21 protein-coding genes are annotated in these 19,928 nt (G+C 64.6%); 11 read left to right on the top strand and 10 right to left on the bottom strand.

Annotated elements, in window-relative coordinates; all coding sequences use genetic code 11:
* The first annotated feature begins 159 nt into the window (after positions 1-159).
* From rsxB to NCR39_RS04310, 3 genes are read left to right on the top strand one after another with little or no spacing between them, the layout of a single operon-like run.
* Positions 160-1,062: an electron transport complex subunit RsxB gene (rsxB, locus tag NCR39_RS04320; protein ID WP_284507086.1), complete on the top strand. Its 903-nt coding sequence runs from the start codon at positions 160-162 to the stop codon at positions 1,060-1,062.
* Positions 1,059-1,703 (top strand): endonuclease III, encoded by a 645-nt coding sequence (nth, locus tag NCR39_RS04315; protein ID WP_250450905.1) that lies wholly within the window; start codon positions 1,059-1,061, stop codon positions 1,701-1,703. The genes rsxB and nth overlap by 4 nt, the downstream gene beginning before the upstream one ends.
* Before the next feature lie 52 nt (positions 1,704-1,755).
* A complete protein-coding gene (locus NCR39_RS04310; RefSeq protein WP_250450904.1) occupies positions 1,756-2,187 on the top strand; it encodes a DUF1841 family protein in 432 nt (143 codons plus the stop codon).
* Between the two features lie 69 nt (positions 2,188-2,256).
* On the opposite strand, the gene NCR39_RS04305 is transcribed toward NCR39_RS04310, so the two are convergent.
* Positions 2,257-2,637 (bottom strand): c-type cytochrome, encoded by a 381-nt coding sequence (locus NCR39_RS04305; protein WP_250450903.1) that lies wholly within the window; start codon positions 2,635-2,637, stop codon positions 2,257-2,259.
* Positions 2,638-2,747: 110 nt separating this feature from the next.
* Positions 2,748-3,113, bottom strand: coding sequence for a c-type cytochrome (locus NCR39_RS04300; RefSeq protein WP_035960766.1), 366 nt, complete (start codon positions 3,111-3,113; stop codon positions 2,748-2,750).
* Between the two features lie 446 nt (positions 3,114-3,559).
* Here NCR39_RS04300 and NCR39_RS04295 point away from each other — a divergent pair, with 446 nt between their 5' ends.
* The 6 genes from NCR39_RS04295 (at position 3,560) to NCR39_RS04270 (ending at position 9,326) form a co-directional block, all read left to right on the top strand.
* Positions 3,560-4,402 carry an AAA family ATPase gene (locus NCR39_RS04295; protein ID WP_250450902.1) on the top strand — a complete coding sequence of 281 codons (843 nt, stop codon included), beginning with the start codon at positions 3,560-3,562 and terminating at the stop codon, positions 4,400-4,402.
* Positions 4,403-4,451: 49 nt separating this feature from the next.
* On the top strand, positions 4,452-5,042 hold the full coding sequence (locus NCR39_RS04290; RefSeq protein WP_250450901.1) for a GNAT family N-acetyltransferase: 591 nt from the start codon (positions 4,452-4,454) through the stop codon (positions 5,040-5,042).
* Positions 5,043-5,067: 25 nt separating this feature from the next.
* Positions 5,068-6,243 (top strand): vWA domain-containing protein, encoded by a 1,176-nt coding sequence (locus tag NCR39_RS04285; RefSeq protein ID WP_250450900.1) that lies wholly within the window; start codon positions 5,068-5,070, stop codon positions 6,241-6,243.
* An 18-nt stretch (positions 6,244-6,261) separates the two neighbouring features.
* Entirely contained in the window at positions 6,262-7,479 is a 1,218-nt protein-coding gene (locus NCR39_RS04280; RefSeq protein ID WP_250450899.1) for a benzoate/H(+) symporter BenE family transporter, read from the top strand.
* 264 nt (positions 7,480-7,743) lie between these two features.
* A complete protein-coding gene (gene tal, locus NCR39_RS04275; RefSeq protein WP_250450898.1) occupies positions 7,744-8,697 on the top strand; it encodes a transaldolase in 954 nt (317 codons plus the stop codon).
* 185 nt (positions 8,698-8,882) lie between these two features.
* On the top strand, positions 8,883-9,326 hold the full coding sequence (locus NCR39_RS04270; RefSeq protein ID WP_250450896.1) for a VOC family protein: 444 nt from the start codon (positions 8,883-8,885) through the stop codon (positions 9,324-9,326).
* Between the two features lie 13 nt (positions 9,327-9,339).
* Here NCR39_RS04270 and NCR39_RS04265 read toward each other — a convergent pair whose 3' ends face one another.
* From NCR39_RS04265 to htpG, 7 genes are all read right to left on the bottom strand, one after another.
* Positions 9,340-10,431, bottom strand: coding sequence for an FUSC family protein (locus tag NCR39_RS04265; protein WP_250450895.1), 1,092 nt, complete (start codon positions 10,429-10,431; stop codon positions 9,340-9,342).
* Between the two features lie 128 nt (positions 10,432-10,559).
* On the bottom strand, positions 10,560-12,110 hold the full coding sequence (mctP, locus tag NCR39_RS04260) for a monocarboxylate uptake permease MctP (protein ID WP_250451464.1): 1,551 nt from the start codon (positions 12,108-12,110) through the stop codon (positions 10,560-10,562).
* Positions 12,110-12,358, bottom strand: coding sequence for a DUF3311 domain-containing protein (locus NCR39_RS04255; RefSeq protein ID WP_040048868.1), 249 nt, complete (start codon positions 12,356-12,358; stop codon positions 12,110-12,112). The genes mctP and NCR39_RS04255 overlap by 1 nt, the downstream gene beginning before the upstream one ends.
* A gap of 289 nt (positions 12,359-12,647) precedes the next feature.
* Complete coding sequence (locus tag NCR39_RS04250) at positions 12,648-13,547, bottom strand: class I SAM-dependent methyltransferase (protein WP_250450894.1); 900 nt, start codon at positions 13,545-13,547, stop codon at positions 12,648-12,650.
* Complete coding sequence (locus NCR39_RS04245) at positions 13,516-14,022, bottom strand: DNA-deoxyinosine glycosylase (RefSeq protein ID WP_250450893.1); 507 nt, start codon at positions 14,020-14,022, stop codon at positions 13,516-13,518. Before NCR39_RS04245 ends, NCR39_RS04250 begins: the two co-directional genes overlap by 32 nt.
* The gene (locus tag NCR39_RS04240; RefSeq protein WP_250450892.1) at positions 14,019-14,687 is read right to left on the bottom strand and encodes a chorismate--pyruvate lyase family protein; all 669 of its coding nucleotides are present in this window, start codon (positions 14,685-14,687) and stop codon (positions 14,019-14,021) included. Before NCR39_RS04240 ends, NCR39_RS04245 begins: the two co-directional genes overlap by 4 nt.
* A gap of 129 nt (positions 14,688-14,816) precedes the next feature.
* Positions 14,817-16,721: a molecular chaperone HtpG gene (htpG, locus tag NCR39_RS04235; RefSeq protein WP_250450891.1), complete on the bottom strand. Its 1,905-nt coding sequence runs from the start codon at positions 16,719-16,721 to the stop codon at positions 14,817-14,819.
* Positions 16,722-16,900: 179 nt separating this feature from the next.
* Here htpG and NCR39_RS04230 point away from each other — a divergent pair, with 179 nt between their 5' ends.
* Positions 16,901-17,482, top strand: coding sequence for a Rhs element Vgr protein (locus NCR39_RS04230; RefSeq protein ID WP_250450890.1), 582 nt, complete (start codon positions 16,901-16,903; stop codon positions 17,480-17,482).
* On the opposite strand, the gene NCR39_RS04225 is transcribed toward NCR39_RS04230, so the two are convergent.
* On the bottom strand, positions 17,406-18,896 hold the full coding sequence (locus tag NCR39_RS04225) for an aminotransferase-like domain-containing protein (protein ID WP_250450889.1): 1,491 nt from the start codon (positions 18,894-18,896) through the stop codon (positions 17,406-17,408). The two genes, NCR39_RS04230 and NCR39_RS04225, sit on opposite strands and share 77 nt — an antisense overlap.
* A 187-nt stretch (positions 18,897-19,083) precedes the next feature.
* Between NCR39_RS04225 and NCR39_RS04220 the strand changes: the two genes are divergently transcribed.
* Positions 19,084-19,908 (top strand): VOC family protein, encoded by an 825-nt coding sequence (locus NCR39_RS04220; RefSeq protein WP_250450888.1) that lies wholly within the window; start codon positions 19,084-19,086, stop codon positions 19,906-19,908.
* The last annotated feature ends 20 nt before the right edge of the window (positions 19,909-19,928 follow it).

Genomic DNA, 19,928 nt, shown 5'->3' with positions numbered 1-19,928 from the left:
CGTCCTGCGGTCAATCGATAAAGCGGTTCGATTATGCGCACATCGCAGAGGCATTGGCAATTGGGATAAAAGGCCACGGACGCAGAACATTGCGGACTTCGGCGATAATGACGTCTGAAGCATTAAACCGGACGCGCGCGATGCCGCAGCAATGTCCCTTTGAAGCCGCCGTTCCGTCAAGTTTCACTTCGAGTCCTCTGCTTTTTACCCCACGTGACCGCAACCGTTTCCACGACGCCCAAGACGCTCGCCGCGCGCATCGAAGATCTGCTTCCGCAGACGCAATGCACCAAGTGCGGGTATCCGGCCTGCCGGCCTTACGCCGAGGCGATCGCCGCCGGCGAGGCCAGCTATAACCAGTGCCCGCCGGGCGGCCAGGAGGGCGTCGCACGTCTCGCGTCGCTGCTCGGCAAGCCGGTGATTCCGCTCGACACCACGCACGGCGTCGAACGCGCGCGGCCGCTCGCCGTCATCGACGAGAACCTGTGCATCGGTTGCACGCTGTGCATGCAGGCGTGTCCCGTCGACGCCATCGCCGGCGCGGCGAAGCAGATGCATACGGTCATCGCGGAACTGTGCACCGGCTGCGATCTGTGCGTGCCGCCCTGCCCGGTCGATTGCATCGCGATGATCCCCGTCACCGGCGACGCCACCGGCTGGGACGCGTGGACGCAAGAACAGGCCGATGCCGCGCGCACGCGTCACGACCGGCGCATGGCGCGCATCGAACGGGAACGCGTGGAAGCGGAAGCGCGGGCGTCGGCGCGGCAGGCATCGCGTGCGGCGCAGGCCGCGCCTGAAGCCGCGCCGGCCGCTGTATCGAACGATGACGCCGAGGCCAGGAAACGCGCGATCATCCAGGCCGCGCTCGAACGCGCGCGCAAGAAGAAGGAAGAGATGGCGAAGACCGGCGCCGGTCCGAAGAACACCGAGCATGTCAGCGCCGCCGTGCAGGCGCAGATCGACGCCGCCGAGGAGCGCCGCCGCCGTCTGCGCATGAGCGACCCGAACGAAGATCCAAACGCCGATCCAAACGATAGCGGTTCAAACACGCCCCGATGAACGCCAAAAAGCGACGCGCCATCTTCGAGACGCTGCAAAGCCTCGATCCGCATCCGAAGACCGAGCTGGAATACACGACTCCGTTCGAACTGCTGATCGCCGTGATGCTGTCTGCGCAGGCCACCGACGTGTCCGTCAACAAGGCAATGCGCCGGATGTTTCCCGTCGCGAACACGGCCGACACGGTGCTCGCGCTCGGCGAGGAAGGCGTGACGGACTATATCCGCACCATCGGGCTGTATCGGACGAAGGCGAAGAACGTGATCGCGACGTGCCGCATGCTCGTCGAGCAATACGGCGGCGAAGTGCCCGACAATCGCGAGGCGCTCGAAGCGCTGCCCGGCGTCGGACGCAAGACCGCGAACGTCGTGCTGAACGTTGCCTTCGGGCAGCCGACGATTGCCGTCGATACGCATATCTTCCGCGTCGCGAATCGCACGGGCATCGCGCCCGGCAAGGACGTGCGCGCGGTGGAAACGGCGCTCGAAAAGAACGTGCCGAAAGAGTTTCTTCAGGACGCGCATCACTGGCTCATCCTGCACGGCCGCTATACCTGCAAGGCACGCGTGCCGGAATGCTGGCATTGCGCCATCGAGCCGCTTTGCGAGTATCGGCCGAAGACGCCCGCGCCTGTCGTCTGAGCGCTGCGCAGCTACAATATCGGCATGAATGCCGCAATGGAATCAATAGCTTATGTTCAACCCTAGCCGCGACGAAGTCCGCCAGTTCTTCACCGAAACGTGGCGCAAGGAGCGCGCGGGCGAAATCCTCACGCCGCTCGAAAGCATGGCCGCCGACTGGATCCGCGAGCATCCGGAATATCAAACCGAACTCGCCGATCCCGACGCCCGCGTCGCCGATTATTCGCCCGACCGAGGCCGCACCAACCCGTTCCTGCATCTGTCGATGCATCTCGCGATCAGCGAGCAGTTGTCGATCGATCAGCCGCCGGGCATCCGCCGCGCGCACGACAAGCTGGTCGCACGGCTCGGCTCGCCGCACGATGCGCAGCACGCGATCATGGAATGTCTCGGGCAAGTGATCTGGGAGGCGCAGCGAAGCAACACGCCGCCGGACACCGATGCGTACCTCGCGCTCATCGAGCGCCGTGCTTCGAGGGACTAAACATCGCTCCAAACGAAAACACCCCGCTCGATGCGGGGTGTTTCGTTTATGCGTACAGCCGAATCGCGCTTACTTCTTCAGCACGAGGCTGCCGTCGAGCGATTCGATATAAGCGGCGAGATCCTTCAGATCGCTTTGCGACAGGCTCTGCACCTGCGCGGCCATGATCGCGTTGTTGCGGCCGAAGTTCGGATTGCCGTTGCCCATCTGATACTGGCGCAGCGCCCAGTAGATGTAGCTCGCGTGCTGGCCCGCGAGCTTCGGATATTCGCCGCTCACCGGCTTGTTCAGGTTCGGGCCGTGGCAGGCCGCGCAGTTGTGGCTTTCGGAGAGCACCTTGCCGTTGCCCGCGTCGGCTGCGTGCGCCGTGTTCAGCGCCGCCATGCCGATGAGCGCCGCCGCCGCGCATGCTGCCTTGAAGCTGGATTGAAGTGCCTGAGAGGGCTTCATGAATTCTCCTGTCGGCCGGGATCGCTCGCTACGCGTCGCCCCGCCCCATGCAATGTTGTCTGTCCCACGTCGTCCGATGCGCTTTCAACCGCGCATTCGGCCAACCGGAATCACTTGTCGGGATTGTTCTTCGATTCGGGCGTCTGCGCGGCGTAGTACGCGGCGATGTCGGCGATATCCTGATCCGACAGCGTCACCGCGATGGCGCGCATGGTGTCGAAGTGGCGGTCGCCCTTCTTGTACGCGTGCAGCGCATTGGCGATGTACTGCGCGTTCTGGCCGCCCAGCATCGGCACCTCGTAGGTCTCGGGGTAAGCCGTGCGATAGCCGGGAATGCCGTGGCAGCCGATGCACATCGCGACCTTGCCCTGAGCGGCCTTGGCGTTGCCCACGACGTCCGCCGACGCCTGGGTCGCGAAGCCGGCAAGACCCGACAGCGCTGCAATCACGGCACATTTGCCGACGAAATTGTTCATAGCTTCTAACCTAGCATGAGGGGAAATCGGCGCTCCGAAGGCGCGGCCCGCGCCGAGCGCACTCGCCTTCCGCGCTGCTTCTTGAGCGGTTCATCGTCAGTCCGACTGTGTCCGATGGCCGCAGGCTGGCCCGCGCAGGCCAAAAAAATCGGGCTAATTGTACCGCGCGACCTCCGCACCGTCCATTATCGGAGACAGGCTGAAAGCCGCTATGGCAATGGGAAACGGCTGAAAGTCGAACATTCGACCTGCGACAATTCGCCTCTTCACATCGCGCACGCTTTGCACGCGTCCGCGCTTCAGCAAGCCGCGTGCTTCGCTCGAAACGGCGTTGTCCGCGCCCTTTCGCGCGAGCGCGTACGAGGCTGCAACGATAGCGGCGAGGCGTCCATCGGGAAAGGGCTTCTGACTTATACTGGGATTTTTTTCCTCACCGGATCTTCGTCATGCGCTTCGAAGGCTCATCGCAGTACGTCGCAACCGACGACCTCAAGCTCGCGGTGAACGCCGCGATGACGCTTCAGCGGCCCTTGCTCATCAAGGGCGAGCCCGGCACCGGCAAGACCATGCTCGCCGAGGAAGTGGCCGGCGCGCTCGGCATGCCGCTTCTGCAGTGGCACATCAAATCGACGACGAAGGCGCAGCAAGGTCTGTACGAATACGACGCCGTCTCGCGCCTACGCGATTCGCAACTCGGCGACGAGCGCGTTAAGGACATCCGCAATTACATCGTCAAGGGCGTGCTGTGGCAGGCGTTCGAGTCGGACCAGCAGTCGGTCTTGCTGATCGATGAAATCGACAAGGCCGATATCGAGTTTCCGAACGACCTACTGCGCGAACTCGACCGCATGGAGTTCTACGTCTACGAGACGCGGGAACTCGTGAAGGCGAAGCAACGGCCGCTTGTCATCATCACGTCGAACAACGAGAAGGAGCTGCCCGACGCGTTCCTGCGCCGGTGCTTCTTCCATTACATCAAGTTCCCCGATGCCACGACGATGAAAGCCATCGTCGACGTGCATTTTCCCGGCATCAAGCAGGACCTGCTCGCCGCCGCGATGCAGAGCTTCTTCGAGCTGCGCAACGTGTCGGGGCTGAAGAAGAAGCCGTCGACGTCCGAGCTGCTCGACTGGCTGAAGCTGCTACTCGCGGAAGACATTCCGCCGGACGCGCTGCGCTCGTCGGATCAGAAGCAGATCGTTCCGCCGCTGCACGGCGCGCTGCTCAAGAACGAGCAGGACGTCGCGCTCTTCGAGCGGCTGCTTTTCATGAACCGCAACAACCGCTGACCCGACCGCTGACACGCTACGCAACGACAAAGAAAAAGGACACGCACGCATGAGCCGCTGGATCGAACCCGTCACGCTCGAAGGCGAGCACGTCAAGCTGGTGCCGCTGACCGTCGAGCACGAAGCCGCGCTCGCCAGCGCCGCCGCCGACGGCGAGTTGTGGAAGCTCTGGTACACGAGCGTGCCTTCGCCCGATACGGCGCGCGGTTATATCGATGCGGCCATCGACATGCGCGAGCGGCTCGGCGCGCATCCGTTCGCGGTCATCGATCCGAAGAGCGGCGATGTCGTCGGCTCCACGCGCTATTTCAATGTCGAGGCGGCGCATCGTCGGCTGGAGATCGGCCATACGTGGTACGCGAAGCGCGTGCAGCGCACGGCGCTCAACACCGAAGCCAAGCTGCTGCTGCTCGGCCACGCGTTCGAGCAACTGAAGGCCATCGCGGTCGAGTTCCGCACGCATTTCATGAACCATCAGTCGCGCGCGGCCATCGCGCGGCTCGGCGCGAAACAGGACGGCATTCTGCGCAACAACCAGATCGGCAAGGACGGCGCGTATCGCGATACCGTCGTGTTCTCGATCATCGAATCGGAATGGCCGGCGGTGCGCACGCACCTGAAGCACCGGCTCGACCGCTGATTCACGTCACGAAGGGGAGCGCGCCATGCTGATCGACTTCTTCTACTCGCTGCGCGACGCGAAGCTGCCCGTGTCCGTGAAGGAATATCTGACGCTGCTCGAAGCGCTGAAGGCGCAGGTCATTTCTCCTTCGCTCGACGAGTTCTACTTCCTCGCGCGCATGACGCTCGTGAAGGACGAGAAATACTTCGACAAGTTCGATCGCGCGTTCGGCGCGTACTTTCACGGCGTGACGCAGCTTCCCGACGAAGCGTTCGACATTCCGCTCGACTTGCTGAAGAAGCGGCTCGAACGCGAGTTCACGGCGGAAGAGAAGAAGCGCATCGAGGCGCTCGGCGGCATCGACAAGCTGATGGAGCGCCTCAAGGAACTGATGGACGAGCAGAAGGAGCGTCACGAAGGCGGCAACAAGTGGATCGGCACGGGCGGCACGTCGCCGTTCGGGCATGGCGGCTATAACCCGGAAGGCATTCGCATCGGCGGGGAATCGTCGGGGAATCGCACGGCGGTGAAGGTGTGGGACGAGCGCGCGTATCGCGATTACGACGATCAGGTCGAGATCGGCACGCGCAACATCAAGGTCGCGCTGCGCCGCTTGCGCCGCTTCGCACGCGAAGGCGCGGCGGAAGAGCTGGATTTGCCCGATACCATCCGCAGCACCGCCGCGAACGCGGGCTGGCTCGATCTCAAGATGGTGCCCGAGCGCCACAACAACGTGAAAGTGTTGATGCTGCTCGATGTCGGCGGCTCGATGGACGATCACATCAAGCGCGTCGAAGAGCTTTTCTCGGCGGCGAAGGCCGAATTCAAGCATCTCGAGTTCTACTACTTCCACAACTGCGTGTACGACTATCTGTGGAAGCACAATCGCCGCCGCCACACCGAGCGCGCGTCCACCTTCGACGTGCTGCACAAGTTCACGCCCGACTACAAGCTCATCTTCGTCGGCGACGCGACCATGAGCCCCTACGAAGTGCTTCAGCCGGGCGGTTCCGTCGAATACAACAACGCGGAAGCCGGCGCGGTCTGGCTGCGCCGGTTCGCGGACCAGTTTCCGCATCACGCGTGGCTCAATCCCGAACCCGAGCGGCTGTGGGAATATCGCCAGTCGATATCGGCGATCCGCCAGATTCTCGGCAACCGCATGTACGCCCTCACCCTGGCCGGCCTCGAAAACGCCATGCGCGCGCTGTCCAAGTAATCCATCATCCGAACTCGCATGAAAGCAACACCGTCCTCCGCGCCCGGCGCAGCGTCCGCGCGCGCCCCGCTCCGTCCTTTCGCCGATACTTCCGTTTCCGCTGTCGTCGCCGGTTTCGTCGCGATGATGACCGGCTACACCAGTTCGCTCGTGCTGATGTTCCAGGCAGGCCAGGCCGCGCATCTCAGCGACGCGCAAATCTCCTCGTGGATCTGGGCGCTCTCGATCGGCATGGCGGTCTGCACCATCGGCCTCTCGCTGCGCTTTCGCGCGCCGATCGTCGTCGCATGGTCGACGCCCGGCGCGGCGCTGCTCGTGTCGTCGCTGCCGAACGTCCCGTATGCCGATGCGATCGGCGCGTTCATCGTCTGCGCCGCGCTCTTGACGGCGGTCGGGCTGACCGGCTGGTTCGACGCGCTGATGAAGCGCATCCCGGCGGGCATCGCGGCGGCGCTGCTGGCGGGCATCCTGTTCGAGATCGGCATCGAGATTTTCCGCGCCGCCGAGCACCAGACGGCGCTCGTGCTCGTGATGTTCTTCACGTATCTCATCGGCAAACGCGCTGCCCCGCGCTACGCGATTCCGGCGACGCTGCTCGCGGGCGTCGCGGTCGCGGGCGCGCTCGGGCTGCTCGACTTTTCGCGCTTTCACGTCGCGCTCGCGCATCCCGTCTTCACGATGCCCGCGTTTTCGCTTTCGGCCATCGTCAGCATCGGCGTGCCGCTTTTCGTCGTCGCGATGGCGTCGCAAAACGTGCCGGGCATCGCCGTGCTGCGCGCGGACGGCTACACGACGCCTTCCGCGCCGCTCATCTCGGCGACCGGCATCGCGTCGCTCGTGCTCGCGCCGTTCGGCTCGCACGGCGTCAATCTCGCGGCGATCACGGCGGCCATCTGCACGGGCCGCGAAGCGCACGACGATCGCGACAAGCGCTACACGGCAGCCGTCTGGTGCGGCGTGTTCTATCTGATCGCGGGCGTCTTCGGCGCGACGATCGCCGCGCTGTTCGCCGCGTTTCCGAAGGCGCTCGTCGTGTCGGTCGCGGCGCTGGCGCTCTTCGGCTCGATCATGAGCGGCCTCGCCAACGCCATGCACGACGCCCGCCAGCGCGAACCCGCGCTCGTCACGTTCATGGTGACGGCGTCGGGACTCACGCTGCTGTCCATCGGCTCGGCATTCTGGGGCTTGATCGCGGGCGTCGTCACGCATCTCGTGCTGAACGCCCGCCGACGCTGACGTAACCTAGAATGCCTACGGTTTCGAAAGCCGCCGGCACGAAGCGGCCAGCGCCATCGGCTGAGGAACGCCGCGACGCCCGCCCGGTCGAACCAGCCGAACGCGAAGGCGCGCGCACGGCGCTCAGCGCGATCCCCTCGCCCGGGACTAAAATGGTGGAATAGCTCAACGCTTTCAGGGGCGAGCCGCACGGCGCGGCATCGCGATCATGGACAACCGCGGGTTACCGCACTCTGACAAGGCGCACTGCGCCGACGAATCGACATGACATCCGCTCTCGACCAGCTCAAGCAATACACGACGGTCGTCGCCGATACGGGCGACTTCCAGCAGTTCATCCAGTTCAAGCCGCAGGACGCGACCACGAATCCGTCGCTCATCCTGAAGGCCGTCCAGAAGGACGACTACAAGCCGCTGCTCGAGAAGACCGTGAAAGAGCACGCGGGCAAGCCGATGGGTCAGGTCATCGATCATCTGCTGGTCGCTTTCGGCACCGAAATTCTGAAGATCGTGCCGGGCCGCGTTTCGACCGAAGTCGACGCGCGCCTCTCGTTCGACACCAAGGCGTCCATCGACAAGGGCCGCGAGATCATCCAGTTGTACGAAAACGCCGGCATCAAGCGCGAGCGCGTGCTGATCAAGCTGGCGTCGACGTGGGAAGGCATCCGCGCGGCGGAAGTGCTGCAGAAGGAAGGCATCCGCTGCAACATGACGCTGCTCTTCTCGCTCGCACAGGCCGCCGCGTGCGCGGACGCGGGCGCCCAACTGATTTCGCCGTTCGTCGGCCGCATCTACGACTGGTACAAGAAATCCGCCGGCGCCGAATGGGACGAAGTGAAGAACGGCGGCGCGAACGATCCGGGCGTGCAGTCGGTGCGCCGCATTTACGCGTACTACAAGAAGTTCGGCTACAAGACCGAAGTGATGGGCGCGAGCTTCCGCACCGTCAGCCAGATCACGGAACTGGCCGGCTGCGACCTGCTGACGATCAGCCCCGACCTGCTGAAGAAACTGGCCGACAGCGACGAGAAGGTCGAGCGCAAGCTCTCGCCGGAAGCGGTCTCGAACGAGAACATCGAGAAAGTCGGTGTCGATGAGCCGACCTTCCGCTTCCTCGTCAACGAAGACGCCATGGCGACGGAAAAGCTCGCGGAAGGCATCCGCGCATTCGCCGCCGATGCCATCAAGCTCGAAAAGCTGATCACCGCGCTGCAATAAGCGCGCTGGCGGGCGCGTCAGGCGCCCGCCTTTTCCTTCGCGCCTTCGCGTCACATCGCTTCCCGAAACTGTGCATTTTCGGTCGCCTTTGACCTAAATTGACCGTTTCACGGCCGGTACGCCATCCGCTTGAAATAGACTTTCCTGCTTTGGCGGGTACGCCGCCAGGCCCGGAGAAGTCAGTCATGCAACTGGATACGTATCTTTTTTATAACGGCGGGTGCGCGGACGCCCTCGCGCTTTATCAGTCCGCGTTCGGCGCGCAGATTCACACGCTGATCCGCTTCAGAGACACGCCCGACGCAGCTAACGTGCCGCCCGAGTGGCAGGACAAGGTCATGCACGGGCTCTTTAGCCTCGGCTCCAGCGCGATCATGGTGTCGGACGGGCAGTTCGGCCAGCCGCCGAAGGAATATCACGGCTTCACGCTGTCCATCGGCGCCGACGACGCCGCATCCGGCGAGCGCACGTTCAAGATCCTCGCCGAAGGCGGCACCGTGCTGACGCCGTGGCAATCCACGTTTTTCACGACGGGCTTCGGCATGCTCAAGGACCGCTTCGGCGTGCCCTGGCTCATCAACGTGGTCGATTCGGTAGAACCCGCCGCTGCGCCCGCGCCTCAGGCGTAACGCGCAAGGCGCGTCAGCCGTTGAAGGGCCGCGCGCCTTCTATATTCCACTGCCGTTCTATTTCACTCAGACGCAGCCGCAGGCGATCCACCTGCTCGTCGAAACGCATCGCGAGCCAATGCATGCCCGGCTGCGCCGATTCCGCTTCCTCGCGGATTTCTGTCGTCGCGCCGGCGTGCACGTAAAGCAGGCCGACGCGCCCGAAGCGCAGCGCCCGCGCCATCTGCAGCAGCGTGTGCCGCGCCTGCTGCTCGCGCGGCGTGCAGTCGAGCGCGAAGCCGTGCGCATCGCGCGATGCTTCCGGCAGCGACGTCACGAGCATCTCCAGCGCCGCGAGTATCGAGCGATGCAGCCGCTGAATCTCCTCCAGCCGCGCGATCGGCACGCGCGTTTCCTTCGCGACGGAATCCATCAGCGCGCGCGACTGCACGAGCCGCTGGCTCATCACGAGAAAGCGCCGCGTGGTTTCCTCGGCGATCAGCGGCTTGCCGTCGAGCAGCGCGCCATAGAGACGCGCGCATTCGCGCAGGTTGTCGGCGAGGCGGTATCGCCAGGAATAGGTCGCGTATTGCGGCAGGACGAACGAAAACGCGAGCGCGATTGCAATGCCGATCAGCACGTTCGCCGTGCGCCACAGGCCGACATCGAACGGGGAATCGCCGTGGCCCGCGACGATGACCATCGTGATCGCGGTCAGCAGCGCGACGTAGCCCGCCTTGCCGATCGCGTAATACGCGCATGCGCCCGCGATCGCCGACATCAGAACGAAGAACAGCGTGAGTGAGCCGAAAAGCATGTGCACGAGGATCAGCACGAGGCCGATGGCCGCGCCGAGCGCCGTGCCGATCGCGCGTTCGGCCGCCTTCTTGCGGATATTGCCGTAGTGCTGCAGCCCGCCGATCACGACGATCAGCGAGACCGACGCCCACACGCCGTGCGGCACGTCGATGCCCGTGGTGACGAGAAACGACGTCGCCATGCCGAGCGCGACGCGCACCGCGTGAATCGTCTTCGCGTGCCGGTATCGGAAAAACGGCGACGTGACGCCGTGCCACAACCGCCGCGCGCGGCCCTTGCGCAATGACGCCGATGTCGATGAAGCCATGGTTCGCTCGCGTCGATGAGTGCTTGCTGTTTCGCTTGCCTTGAAGACAAAACGCCCGCAACGGCCGGTGGCCATTACGGGCGTTAGCGTAGCAGACGCGATGCCGCATGATGCGCGGCCGCGCGAGGTCAGCTTTCCACGACGTCCAGATAATCCTCCGGCCGCGTGCGGTCGTCGGATCGCTTGAGGCCGAGCGCGCGCACGAGCACGCTGACGACAATCGACACGACCAGGTTCGCGATCAGCGCCCAGACGGCCGCATAGCCCGGCACGACGTAGCCGAACAGATGCAGCGGATAGATCGAGCCCTTCAGTTGCAGCGCCACGGCCATCCACGTGCCGACGCCGATACCCACCGCCCATCCGATCAGCAAGCCGCGATGATCGAGCACGCGCGTGTACAGCCCGAGCACGAGCGCGGGCAGCGTCTGAATGATCCAGATGCCGCCGAGCAGTTGAAGCTGAATGGCGTAGGTCAGCGGCAGCGCGAGAATGAACACGACCGCGCCGACCTTCACGATCAGCGAAACCAGCTTGGCGACGTTGGTTTCCTGCTCGGGCGTCATCGAACGATTCACGAACTCGCGATGCACGTTGCGCGTGTAGAGGTTCGCCGCCGCGATCGACATGATCGCCGCCGGAACCAGCGCGCCGATGCCGATGGCCGCGAACGCCACGCCCACGAACCACGACGGGAAGTAGTGCAGGAACAGCGCCGGCACCGCGAAGTTCGCGCCGTAGGCCTTGAAGTACGACGCGTACTCCGGCATGTCCTTCACGCCCGAGGCGAGCGCCATGTAGCCGAGCAGCGCGAGCAGCCCGAGCACCAGCGAATACGCGGGCAGCAGCGCCATGTTTCGGCGGATCGTGTTGCCCGAGTTCGACGAGAGAATCGCCGTCACCGAGTGCGGATACAGGAAGAGCGCGAGCGCCGAGCCGACCGCGAGCGTCGCATAGGCGCTGTAGCCGTTGAGGCTCGCGGCGTCGGGCGCTTTCAGCAGCAGCTTCGCGGGCGGCACCGCGCCGAAGATGTGTCCGAAGCCGCCGAGCTGCGCGGGAATGACGATCATCGCGGCGATGATCGTGATGTAGATCAGCACGTCCTTGACCACGGCGATCATCGCGGGCGCGCGCAGCCCCGACGTGTACGTGTACGCGGCGAGAATCGCGAACGCGATGATGAGCGGCAGATCGCCGACGAAGCCCTGCGTGCTGAATCCGAGCGCGCCGATCACCACTTCGATGCCGACGAGTTGCAGCGCGATGTACGGCATCGTCGCGACGATACCCGTCAACGCGACCGCGAGCGCGAGCATGCGGCTGTTGTATCGCGCGTGGACGAAGTCGGCGGCGGTCACATAGCCGTGACGCTTCGCGATGCTCCACAGCTTCGGAAACACGACGAACGCGAACGGATAAATGAGGATGGTGTACGGCAGCGCGAAGAAGCCCGTCGCACCCGCGCCGAACACGAGCGCCGGCACCGCGACGAACGTGTACGCGGTGTAGAGATCGCCGCCGAGCAGGAACCACGTGACGATGGTGCCGAAGCGCCGGCCGCCGAGGCCCCATTCGTCGAGCTGGGCGAGATCGCCCTTGCGCCAGTGAGCGGCAATGAAGCCGAGGATCGTCACGCCGACGAAGAAGAGAACGAAGACGAAGGTTGCGGTGGCGTTCATCATCGCGCACCTCCCTGGGCGTTACGGCCCGAAGGCAGCGCCTTGGTCTTCTTGTAGACGAGCGCCGTGATGACCGCGCTGATCAGCACCCAGAGAAGCTGATACCAGTAGAAGAACGGAAAGCCCCAGAGAACGGGCTCGATCTTGTTGTAGAACGGCACCCATACGACGCCGATCCACGGAAGGATCAGCAGCCAGAGCCAATGTTTGTTGCGCGGTTGTCCTGTTCGGCTTGGATCGGAAGCCATGACCGTCTCCTCTTGCGGCCAGAGTCGGACATTGCCCGTTACTCCGGTTCCATGCAAATTGTTCGCTTTGTTTTGAGCATGCGCTTCTCGAGCCGCTCCCGGCGAGCCTGCGGGCTCGTCCGGTGCGGCGGGCAGGCAGTCACGCCGCTGGAAGCGCCCCCGAAATAACAGGAGGAGTATAGGGACCGCCAAAACACGGTCAAGCAGGGGGAATCCCGACCATTCTCCTTACGTGAAAGGCCGTTGTAACGGGATTGCGCCCCGCTATGCGCGATATGTACCGATGCGCTCAGATGGTGAACGAGCCGTTCGCCGGGACGCCCGCGCTTTCGGCCAGGCCCTTCACCCACTTGCGCGCGGGCAGGCCGAGTTGCGCTTCGAGCAGTTTGGCGCGTTCGTTGAGCGCGGCGAACGGCACGTCGAGCGCGGGTCCGGCGAACGCGATGGCGACGCGATTGCCGTCGTGCACTTCGGGCAGCGCGATCACGCGACGATCGAACGCTTCGTTCAAGTGACGCATGTTGCGCACGAAGCTCGGATGATCGCCGAACAGGTTGATGGTGACGACGCCCGCTTCCGGCGTGAGACACGCGCGGCAGGCGCGATAGAACGACACGCTGTCGAGCACGGGGCCGCGCGCGGTGGCGTCGTAGATATCGATCTGCAACGCGCCGATGGTTCCGTGATTCGCGCGGTCGTTGACGAACTCCCAGGCATCGCGTTCGGTGACGGTGAGGCGCGCGTCGTCGTAGGGCAACTCGAACATCGCGCGCGCCGCGATGACGACAGCCGGATTCAGCTCCACCGCCTCCACTTTCGCGCGCTTCAGGAACCGGTAGCAGAACTTCGTGAGCGCCGCCGCGCCGAGGCCCAGTTGCACGATGCGCTCGGGCGTTTCGACGAAAAGCAGCCACGCCATCATCTGCTGCGCGTATTCGAGTTCGATGTGATCGGGCTTTTTGAGGCGCATCGCGCCCTGAACCCATTCGGTGCCGAAGTGCAGGAAGCGCACGCCGCCTTCTTCGGAGAACGTCACGGGCGCGAAGCGCGGCTTGCGCGGCGCGTCGATGCGCGGTGCGTTGGCGAGGTCGTCGGCATCGGACTTGTTACGGCGTGCTTGCTTGCCGCTGTCTTTCTTGCGGCCGAACGCGCGGGCTTCAGCCGACGCGCGCTTGATCAGATTCGTCATGAGTGAGGATGTCGCGCCAGATGCGCAATTTTTGGTCGAACGAGAGGATAGCATTGGCCGGACTCGACGACGGCAGCACGAGCGTGGCGTAGCCCGCCGCGCCGATCACGGGCGCGAATTTGCCCGATGTCTTGCCGTTGAAGCACACCTTGCGCAGCTTCGGAAAGCGCACGTGAAACGCGGCGAAGTCGTTCGGCGATGCGTTGCGGATCGCGCTGTCGAGGCTGCCCTCGCGTTCGCATGCGGCGAGCACGTCCCATAAGCCGATGCCTTTTTCCAGCAGCTTGCAAAGGCGCGCGTCGTACGGAAGTTCGTGCAGCGATTCGTCGATGGCCGCGCCGACGAGCCGCCAGAACTGGTTGCGCGGATGCGCGTAATACTGCGTCGCGGCCAGCGATGCGACGCCCGGAAAGCTGCCGAGAATGAGCGTGTGCGTCGCGTGATCGCCGATCGGCGGAAAGCCTGCGAGTTTCATTTGGCCTCGCCGCGCACGACGCGCTTTGCATGCGACGCGAGATGCCCGTAAGCGCGCGCATGTTCGCGATGATGCTTCTCGCCGTGCGACGCGGCGAGCTTGCGCCAGAGCGCATCGAGCATGCATTCGGTGACCATCAGCGGCGCGCCGTGGCGCACGAAGACGGATCGGCGCGCCACAAGTGCATGCGGTGCGTGCGGTGCGTGCGGCGCATCGGCCTGCTTCGCGCTTTGCGCGGCCAGCCGGTACAGCGGATGACGCGCGGTCAGCACGCGGCTCGCGAGCATCGAACGGGACACGCTGCTGTCGCTATAAAGCAGTTCCGCGAGCGGGCGCGTGCGCAAACGGCGCATCGATTGCCACACGCCCGTGCTGTGCGAAAGCGCGACGATGCTGTGCGCCGCGACGAACGGCACGCCATCGACTTTCAGCGTGACTTCGCGTGTCCAGACGGGCGTGCGCGGCGTGACGCCGATCGCGCGCCATTCGTCTCGCCAGGGAATATCGACGGCTTCGCGCGTCACGTCGACGGTCACCGCGCCGAGCGTGCGCAAGTGGGCGGTGAGAGAACCGCCGCGCGTGAGCCAGTCTTTTTGATCGTCGGTGCAGGCGGGATGCGGCGCGATGCGCCAGTGAGCATCGACGGGATCGTTGGGAATCGACATGGCGGAGATTATAGAACCGCGCCGGAGTTCGGATGACGCTCGGCCACGACCGACCAGCGCTGCAAAAGCCCAATAAAAAACGCGCCGTCGGTTCCCCGGCGGCGCGCTCTCCTTCACCTCATCGAACCATCAACGCGCCAGCAGCAACGCGTTCGTCCGCTTGACGAAGCTCGCCGGATCTTCCAGCACGCCGCCTTCGGCCAGCATCGCCTGATCGAAAAGCAGATGACACCAGTCGCCGAAGTTCGCGTCGTCGGCATTCAGCGCCTTCACGAGCGGATGATCCGGATTCACTTCCAGAATCGGCTCCGCTTGCGGCGCCTTCTGCCCCGCCGCCTTCAGCATGCGCTGCAGATAGCCGCTCATGTCGCCTTCATCCGCGACGAGACAGCTCGGCGAATCGGTCAGGCGGAACGTGAGGCGCACGTCCTTCGCCTTGCCTTCGAGCGCTTCCTTCATCCTCTCGACGAGCGGCTTCATCTCCTCGCCGACCTTCTCCTGCTGCTGCTTTTCCTCGTCGTTCAGCGCGCCGAGATCCAGATCGCCGCGCGCGACGCTCTGCAACGGCTTGCCGTCGAACTCGTTCAGGAACGACAGCATCCACTCGTCGACGCGATCCGTCATCAGCAGCACTTCGACGCCCTTCTTGCGGAACACTTCGAGATGCGGGCTGTTCTTCGCGGCCTGCCAGTTGTCGGCGGTCACGTAGTAGATCTTCGTCTGCTCGGGCTTCATGCGCGCGACGTAATCCGCGAGCGACACGTTCTGCGCGTCGCTGTCGTTTTGCGTCGATGCAAAGCGCACGAGCTTCGCGATGCGCTCGCGATTGCCGAAGTCCTCGCCGATGCCTTCCTTCAGCACCTGACCGAACTCGTTCCAGAACGTCTGATACTTTTGCTTGTCGGCGTCTTCCGTGGCTTCCGCCGACGACGTCGCGATCTCTTCCAGCATCGACAGCACGCGCTTGGTCACGCCTTCGCGAATGGCCTTCACGTCGCGGCTTTCCTGCAGGATTTCGCGCGAGACGTTGAGCGGCAGATCGGCGGAATCGACCACGCCCTTCACGAAACGCAGATACGCGGGCAGCAGTTGCTCGGCATCGTCCATGATGAACACGCGCTTCACGTAGAGCTTCAGGCCGCCGCGATGCTCGCGGTTCCACAGATCGAACGGCGCATGCTTCGGCACATACAGCAGTTGCGTGTACTCGCTGCGGCCTTCGACGCGGTTGTGCGTCCACGCGAGCGGGTCGTCGTGATCGTGCGAAATGTGCTGATAGAACTGCTTGTACTGCTCGTCCGTGATGTCGTTCTTCGAACGCGTCCACAGCGCGCTCGCCTGATTGACGGTCTCGTCCTCGTCCTTCTCGACCATCTCGCCCTTCTCGGCGTCCCACTCTTCCTTCTTCATGAGGATGGGCAGCGCGACGTGATCCGAATACTTCTGGATGATCGACTTCAGCCGATGCGCCGACAGCAGTTCGTCCTCGTCCGCGCGCAGATGCAGCGTGATGGTCGTGCCGCGTTGCGCGCGCTCGATGTCCTCGATCTCGAAGTCGCCCTCGCCCGCGCTCGTCCAGCGCACGCCCTGGCTCGCCGGCAGACCGGCGCGGCGCGTCTCGACCGTGATCTTGTCCGCGACGATGAAGCCCGAATAAAAGCCCACGCCGAACTGGCCGATGAGCGCCGCGTCCTTCTGCTGGTCGCCGGAGAGCTTCGAGAAGAATTCCTTGGTGCCCGAACGCGCGATGGTGCCGAGGTGCGAAATGGCTTCGTCGCGGCTCATGCCGATGCCGTTATCGTCGATGATGACCGTGCGCGCGGCCTTGTCGAACGACACGCGGATGCGCAGGTCGGGATCGTTCTCGTACAGCGCGCCGTTTTCGAGGGCTTCGAAGCGCAGCTTGTCGGCGGCGTCGGACGCGTTGGAAATCAGCTCGCGCAGGAAAATTTCCTTGTTGCTGTAGAGCGAATGGATCATCAGGTGCAGAAGCTGCTTCACTTCCGCCTGAAAGCTCATGGTTTCTTGCGCCATGGTCGGGTCCTCTGTGTTGGGTTCGTCAATAGCTGTCGGGCCGCCGGGCGCGCTTTCGTGCGGCGTAAAATTGCGCGCCCCGGCGAATTCGTCCGATATGAGGCCGATCCGTTCCTTTTCAAGAGCCGATGCCCGCGCTTCGCCAGGATTCGCATCCCGATTCATCGAAACGAAACGCCATGCCTTTGCCGCGCACGTCCGATCGCCGTGTCCGTCCGCTCACGCCGGACGAAATCGCGCTCGCGCGTCTCGTTTTCCGCGATGCGATCGATTATTCGACGGTCCGCGTCCACGCGCGGCCGTATCTGCCGTTCGGACTGCAGCCGCCGCACACCGCGATGGCGCCCAACGGCAGCCTCTATTTTCCGCCGGCCTGTCATCAGGACGATTTCGCCGCGTGCGGCATCCCGGACCAGATGTGGTTCATCCACGAAATGACGCACGTCTGGCAATTCCAGCTCGGCTACTGGGTGCGCACGCGCGGCGCGATCCGCATCGGTCTCGATTACGGCTACAGGCTGGGCGTGGGCAGGCGCCTGTCCGACTACAACATGGAAGCGCAAGGCAACCTGCTCGCCGATTATTTCGCGCTGCGCTTTCGCGACGCCCCGAGCCGCCTCTACGAAGCGCGCTACCGGCACGCGCCCGATGCGCTCGCGCTTTTCGAGACCGTGCTCGCGGATTTCATCGACGCGCCGTCCGATCGCCGTCATCTGCCGAAACGCCGCGCCGCGCGACTTTCTCCAGATGGCCCGCGATGAGCGCGGGCAGCGCCGGATCGCCGCAATTGGCGACGTTGAAGCGCATCCACGTCGTCGGCGACTGCTGCGGCGAAAACAGGCTGCCGGGCGTCAGCAGGAAGCCGGCTTCGTGACCCGCCGCGGCGAGGCCATCGGAATCGACGCCCGCATCGGCCCAGAGGAACATGCCCGCCTCGGGCGTCGTGAATAGCCGGAGGCCGGTCCGTTCGAGCATGCGCGCGGTCTTGTCGCGCACGCCGTCGAGCCGCGTGCGCAGCCGCTCGACGTGCCGCCGGTAATGCCCTTCGGTCAGCACCTTGTAGACGACGCGCTCGTTCAGCTCCGGACTCGTCATGCCGACGAGCATCTTCTGGTCGGCGAGCGCCTTCGCCACGTCCGCCGACGCCGCGACATAGCCCACGCGCAGATTCGCCGCGAGCGTCTTCGAAAAGCTGCCGAGAAAGATCACGCGCTTCAACTGATCGAGCGATGCGAGGCGCGTCGCGGGATAACCGGTCGGGCAAAGGTCGCCGTAGACATCGTCTTCGACGACGATGAAGTCGTATTGCTGCGCGAGTTGCAGGATGCGAAACGCCTGCGCGGCCGTCAGCGACGTGCCGGTCGGGTTGTGCAGCACCGAGTTGATGATGAGCATTTTCGGCCGCCACGTGGCGACGAGCGTTTCGAGCGCGTCGAGATCGGGGCCGTCGGGCGTGTACGGCATGCCGACGAGCCGCGCGCCCTGCGACGCGAATCGGCCGAACATCTGGAACCACGCCGGATCGCCGACGATCACGGCATCGCCCGGTTTGACGTAGAGCCGCGCGATCAGGTCGATGGCCTGCGTGATGCCCGACACGAGCACGAGCTGCTGCTCTGACGCGCCGATCTCCAGTTCCGCGAGCCGCGTCTGCAATTGCTGGCGCAGCGGCAAAAAGCCCTGCGGCGTGCCGAAGCCGAGCATCTGCGCGCCGGAGAGGCGACTCATCGAGCGCAGCGCGTTGGTGATGAGTTCGCCGTCCAGCCAGCGCCCCGGCAAGTAGCCGAGGCCCGGGCCTTTTTCCGGGCTCGCGGTATGCAGCATATTGCGCAAGAGCCAGACGACGTCGATGGCGCTCTGCACCGGCTCGCTCTGCGCCGCCGCGCCCGTAGGACCAATCGCGTTCGCCGCCGACACGACGCGGTCGCGCACGTAGAAGCCGGAGCCGCGCCGCGAATCGAGATAGCCGTGCGCGACGAGCCGCTCGTAAGCCTCGACGACGGTGAAGCGCGACACGCCTTTATCGATGGCGAGCTTGCGGATGGACGGCATGCGCATGCCGGGCCGAAACACGCGCTCGTCGATGCGCCGGCGGCCCCATTGAACCAGCTGATCGACGAGCGTGAGCGGGCTGGCGTCGTGCGGCGCGGGAATTTGGTCGAGCGGGACGGACATCGCGGGTTCCTCGTCAGCGGCGTTAAGCCATCGGCTGAAAACTGTACCGAATCCAATCTGGCCGATTGTACCGTTACTGTTCTGGTCGTTAAGGCTACATTTTGCGTTCCGGCAATCGAATCAGCGCGCTTTTCGCCCCGCCGGGCGAACGGTTATGCTAACGGCCCGATTTCGCTCACCGCTGACCATGACCGCTCATCCGCTGAAACTCGACCATCTCGTGATCGCCGCCCGCACGCTCGAGGAAGGCGCGCAGTTCGTCGCCGCGAAGTTCGGCGTCCAGACCGCGCCGGGCGGCGCGCATCCGCTGATGGGCACGCACAATCGCCTGTTGAACCTGTGGGGCGGCGCGTATCTGGAAGTGATCGCCGTCGATCCGGCCGCCGCGCCGCGCGAAACGCCGCGCGCCCGCCTCTTCGCGCTCGACGATCCCGCGATGCACGAACGCCTCGCGAACGGTCCGCAACTCGTGCACTGGGTGGCGCGCGTGGATCGGCCGAAGTCGCTCACGCGCTGGCGCGAGCAGTATCCGGAACGCATCGCGCCCGTCGTGGCGATGTCGCGCGGCGGCAATACCTGGAACCTCACCGTTCCCGACGACGGCGCGTTCCCCGCGTGGCGCGACGCCGGCCACGGCGTGCTGCCCTCGCTGATCCAGTGGGACACGCCGCGCCATCCTAGCGACACGCTGCCCGAAACCGGCATTCTGCTGCGCTCGCTGACGGGTTTTCATCCGAACGCTGATGCCGTCGCGGAGCAACTGGCGTGGCTCGGCGCGTCGCATTTGATGCGCGTCGAAGCGACGGCGGGCGCGCCCGTGATCGTCGCGGAATTCGAGCTGCCGGACGGCTCTGCGCTCACGCTGGGCGAAGCCGCAGAAGCGGCCGAAGCGGCGCGGGCCGCGCAGCAGGAAGCGGGCAAGCGCCGTCGCGGAAAAAGCGGCAAAACCGCCGACGCGCCCGCCGAACCCGAATTGCCCTTTTCCATCGATATCACCGATACAACAGACTGACGCGCCGCAGTCGACACAAG

Origin of the sequence: Caballeronia sp. ATUFL_M2_KS44 (assembly GCF_023630965.1) — a bacterium.
In the GTDB taxonomy this organism is placed as follows: domain Bacteria; phylum Pseudomonadota; class Gammaproteobacteria; order Burkholderiales; family Burkholderiaceae; genus Caballeronia; species Caballeronia concitans.
The sequence above is the reverse complement of the archived record's forward strand: the minus strand, read 5'-3'. Positions and strand labels throughout refer to the sequence as shown.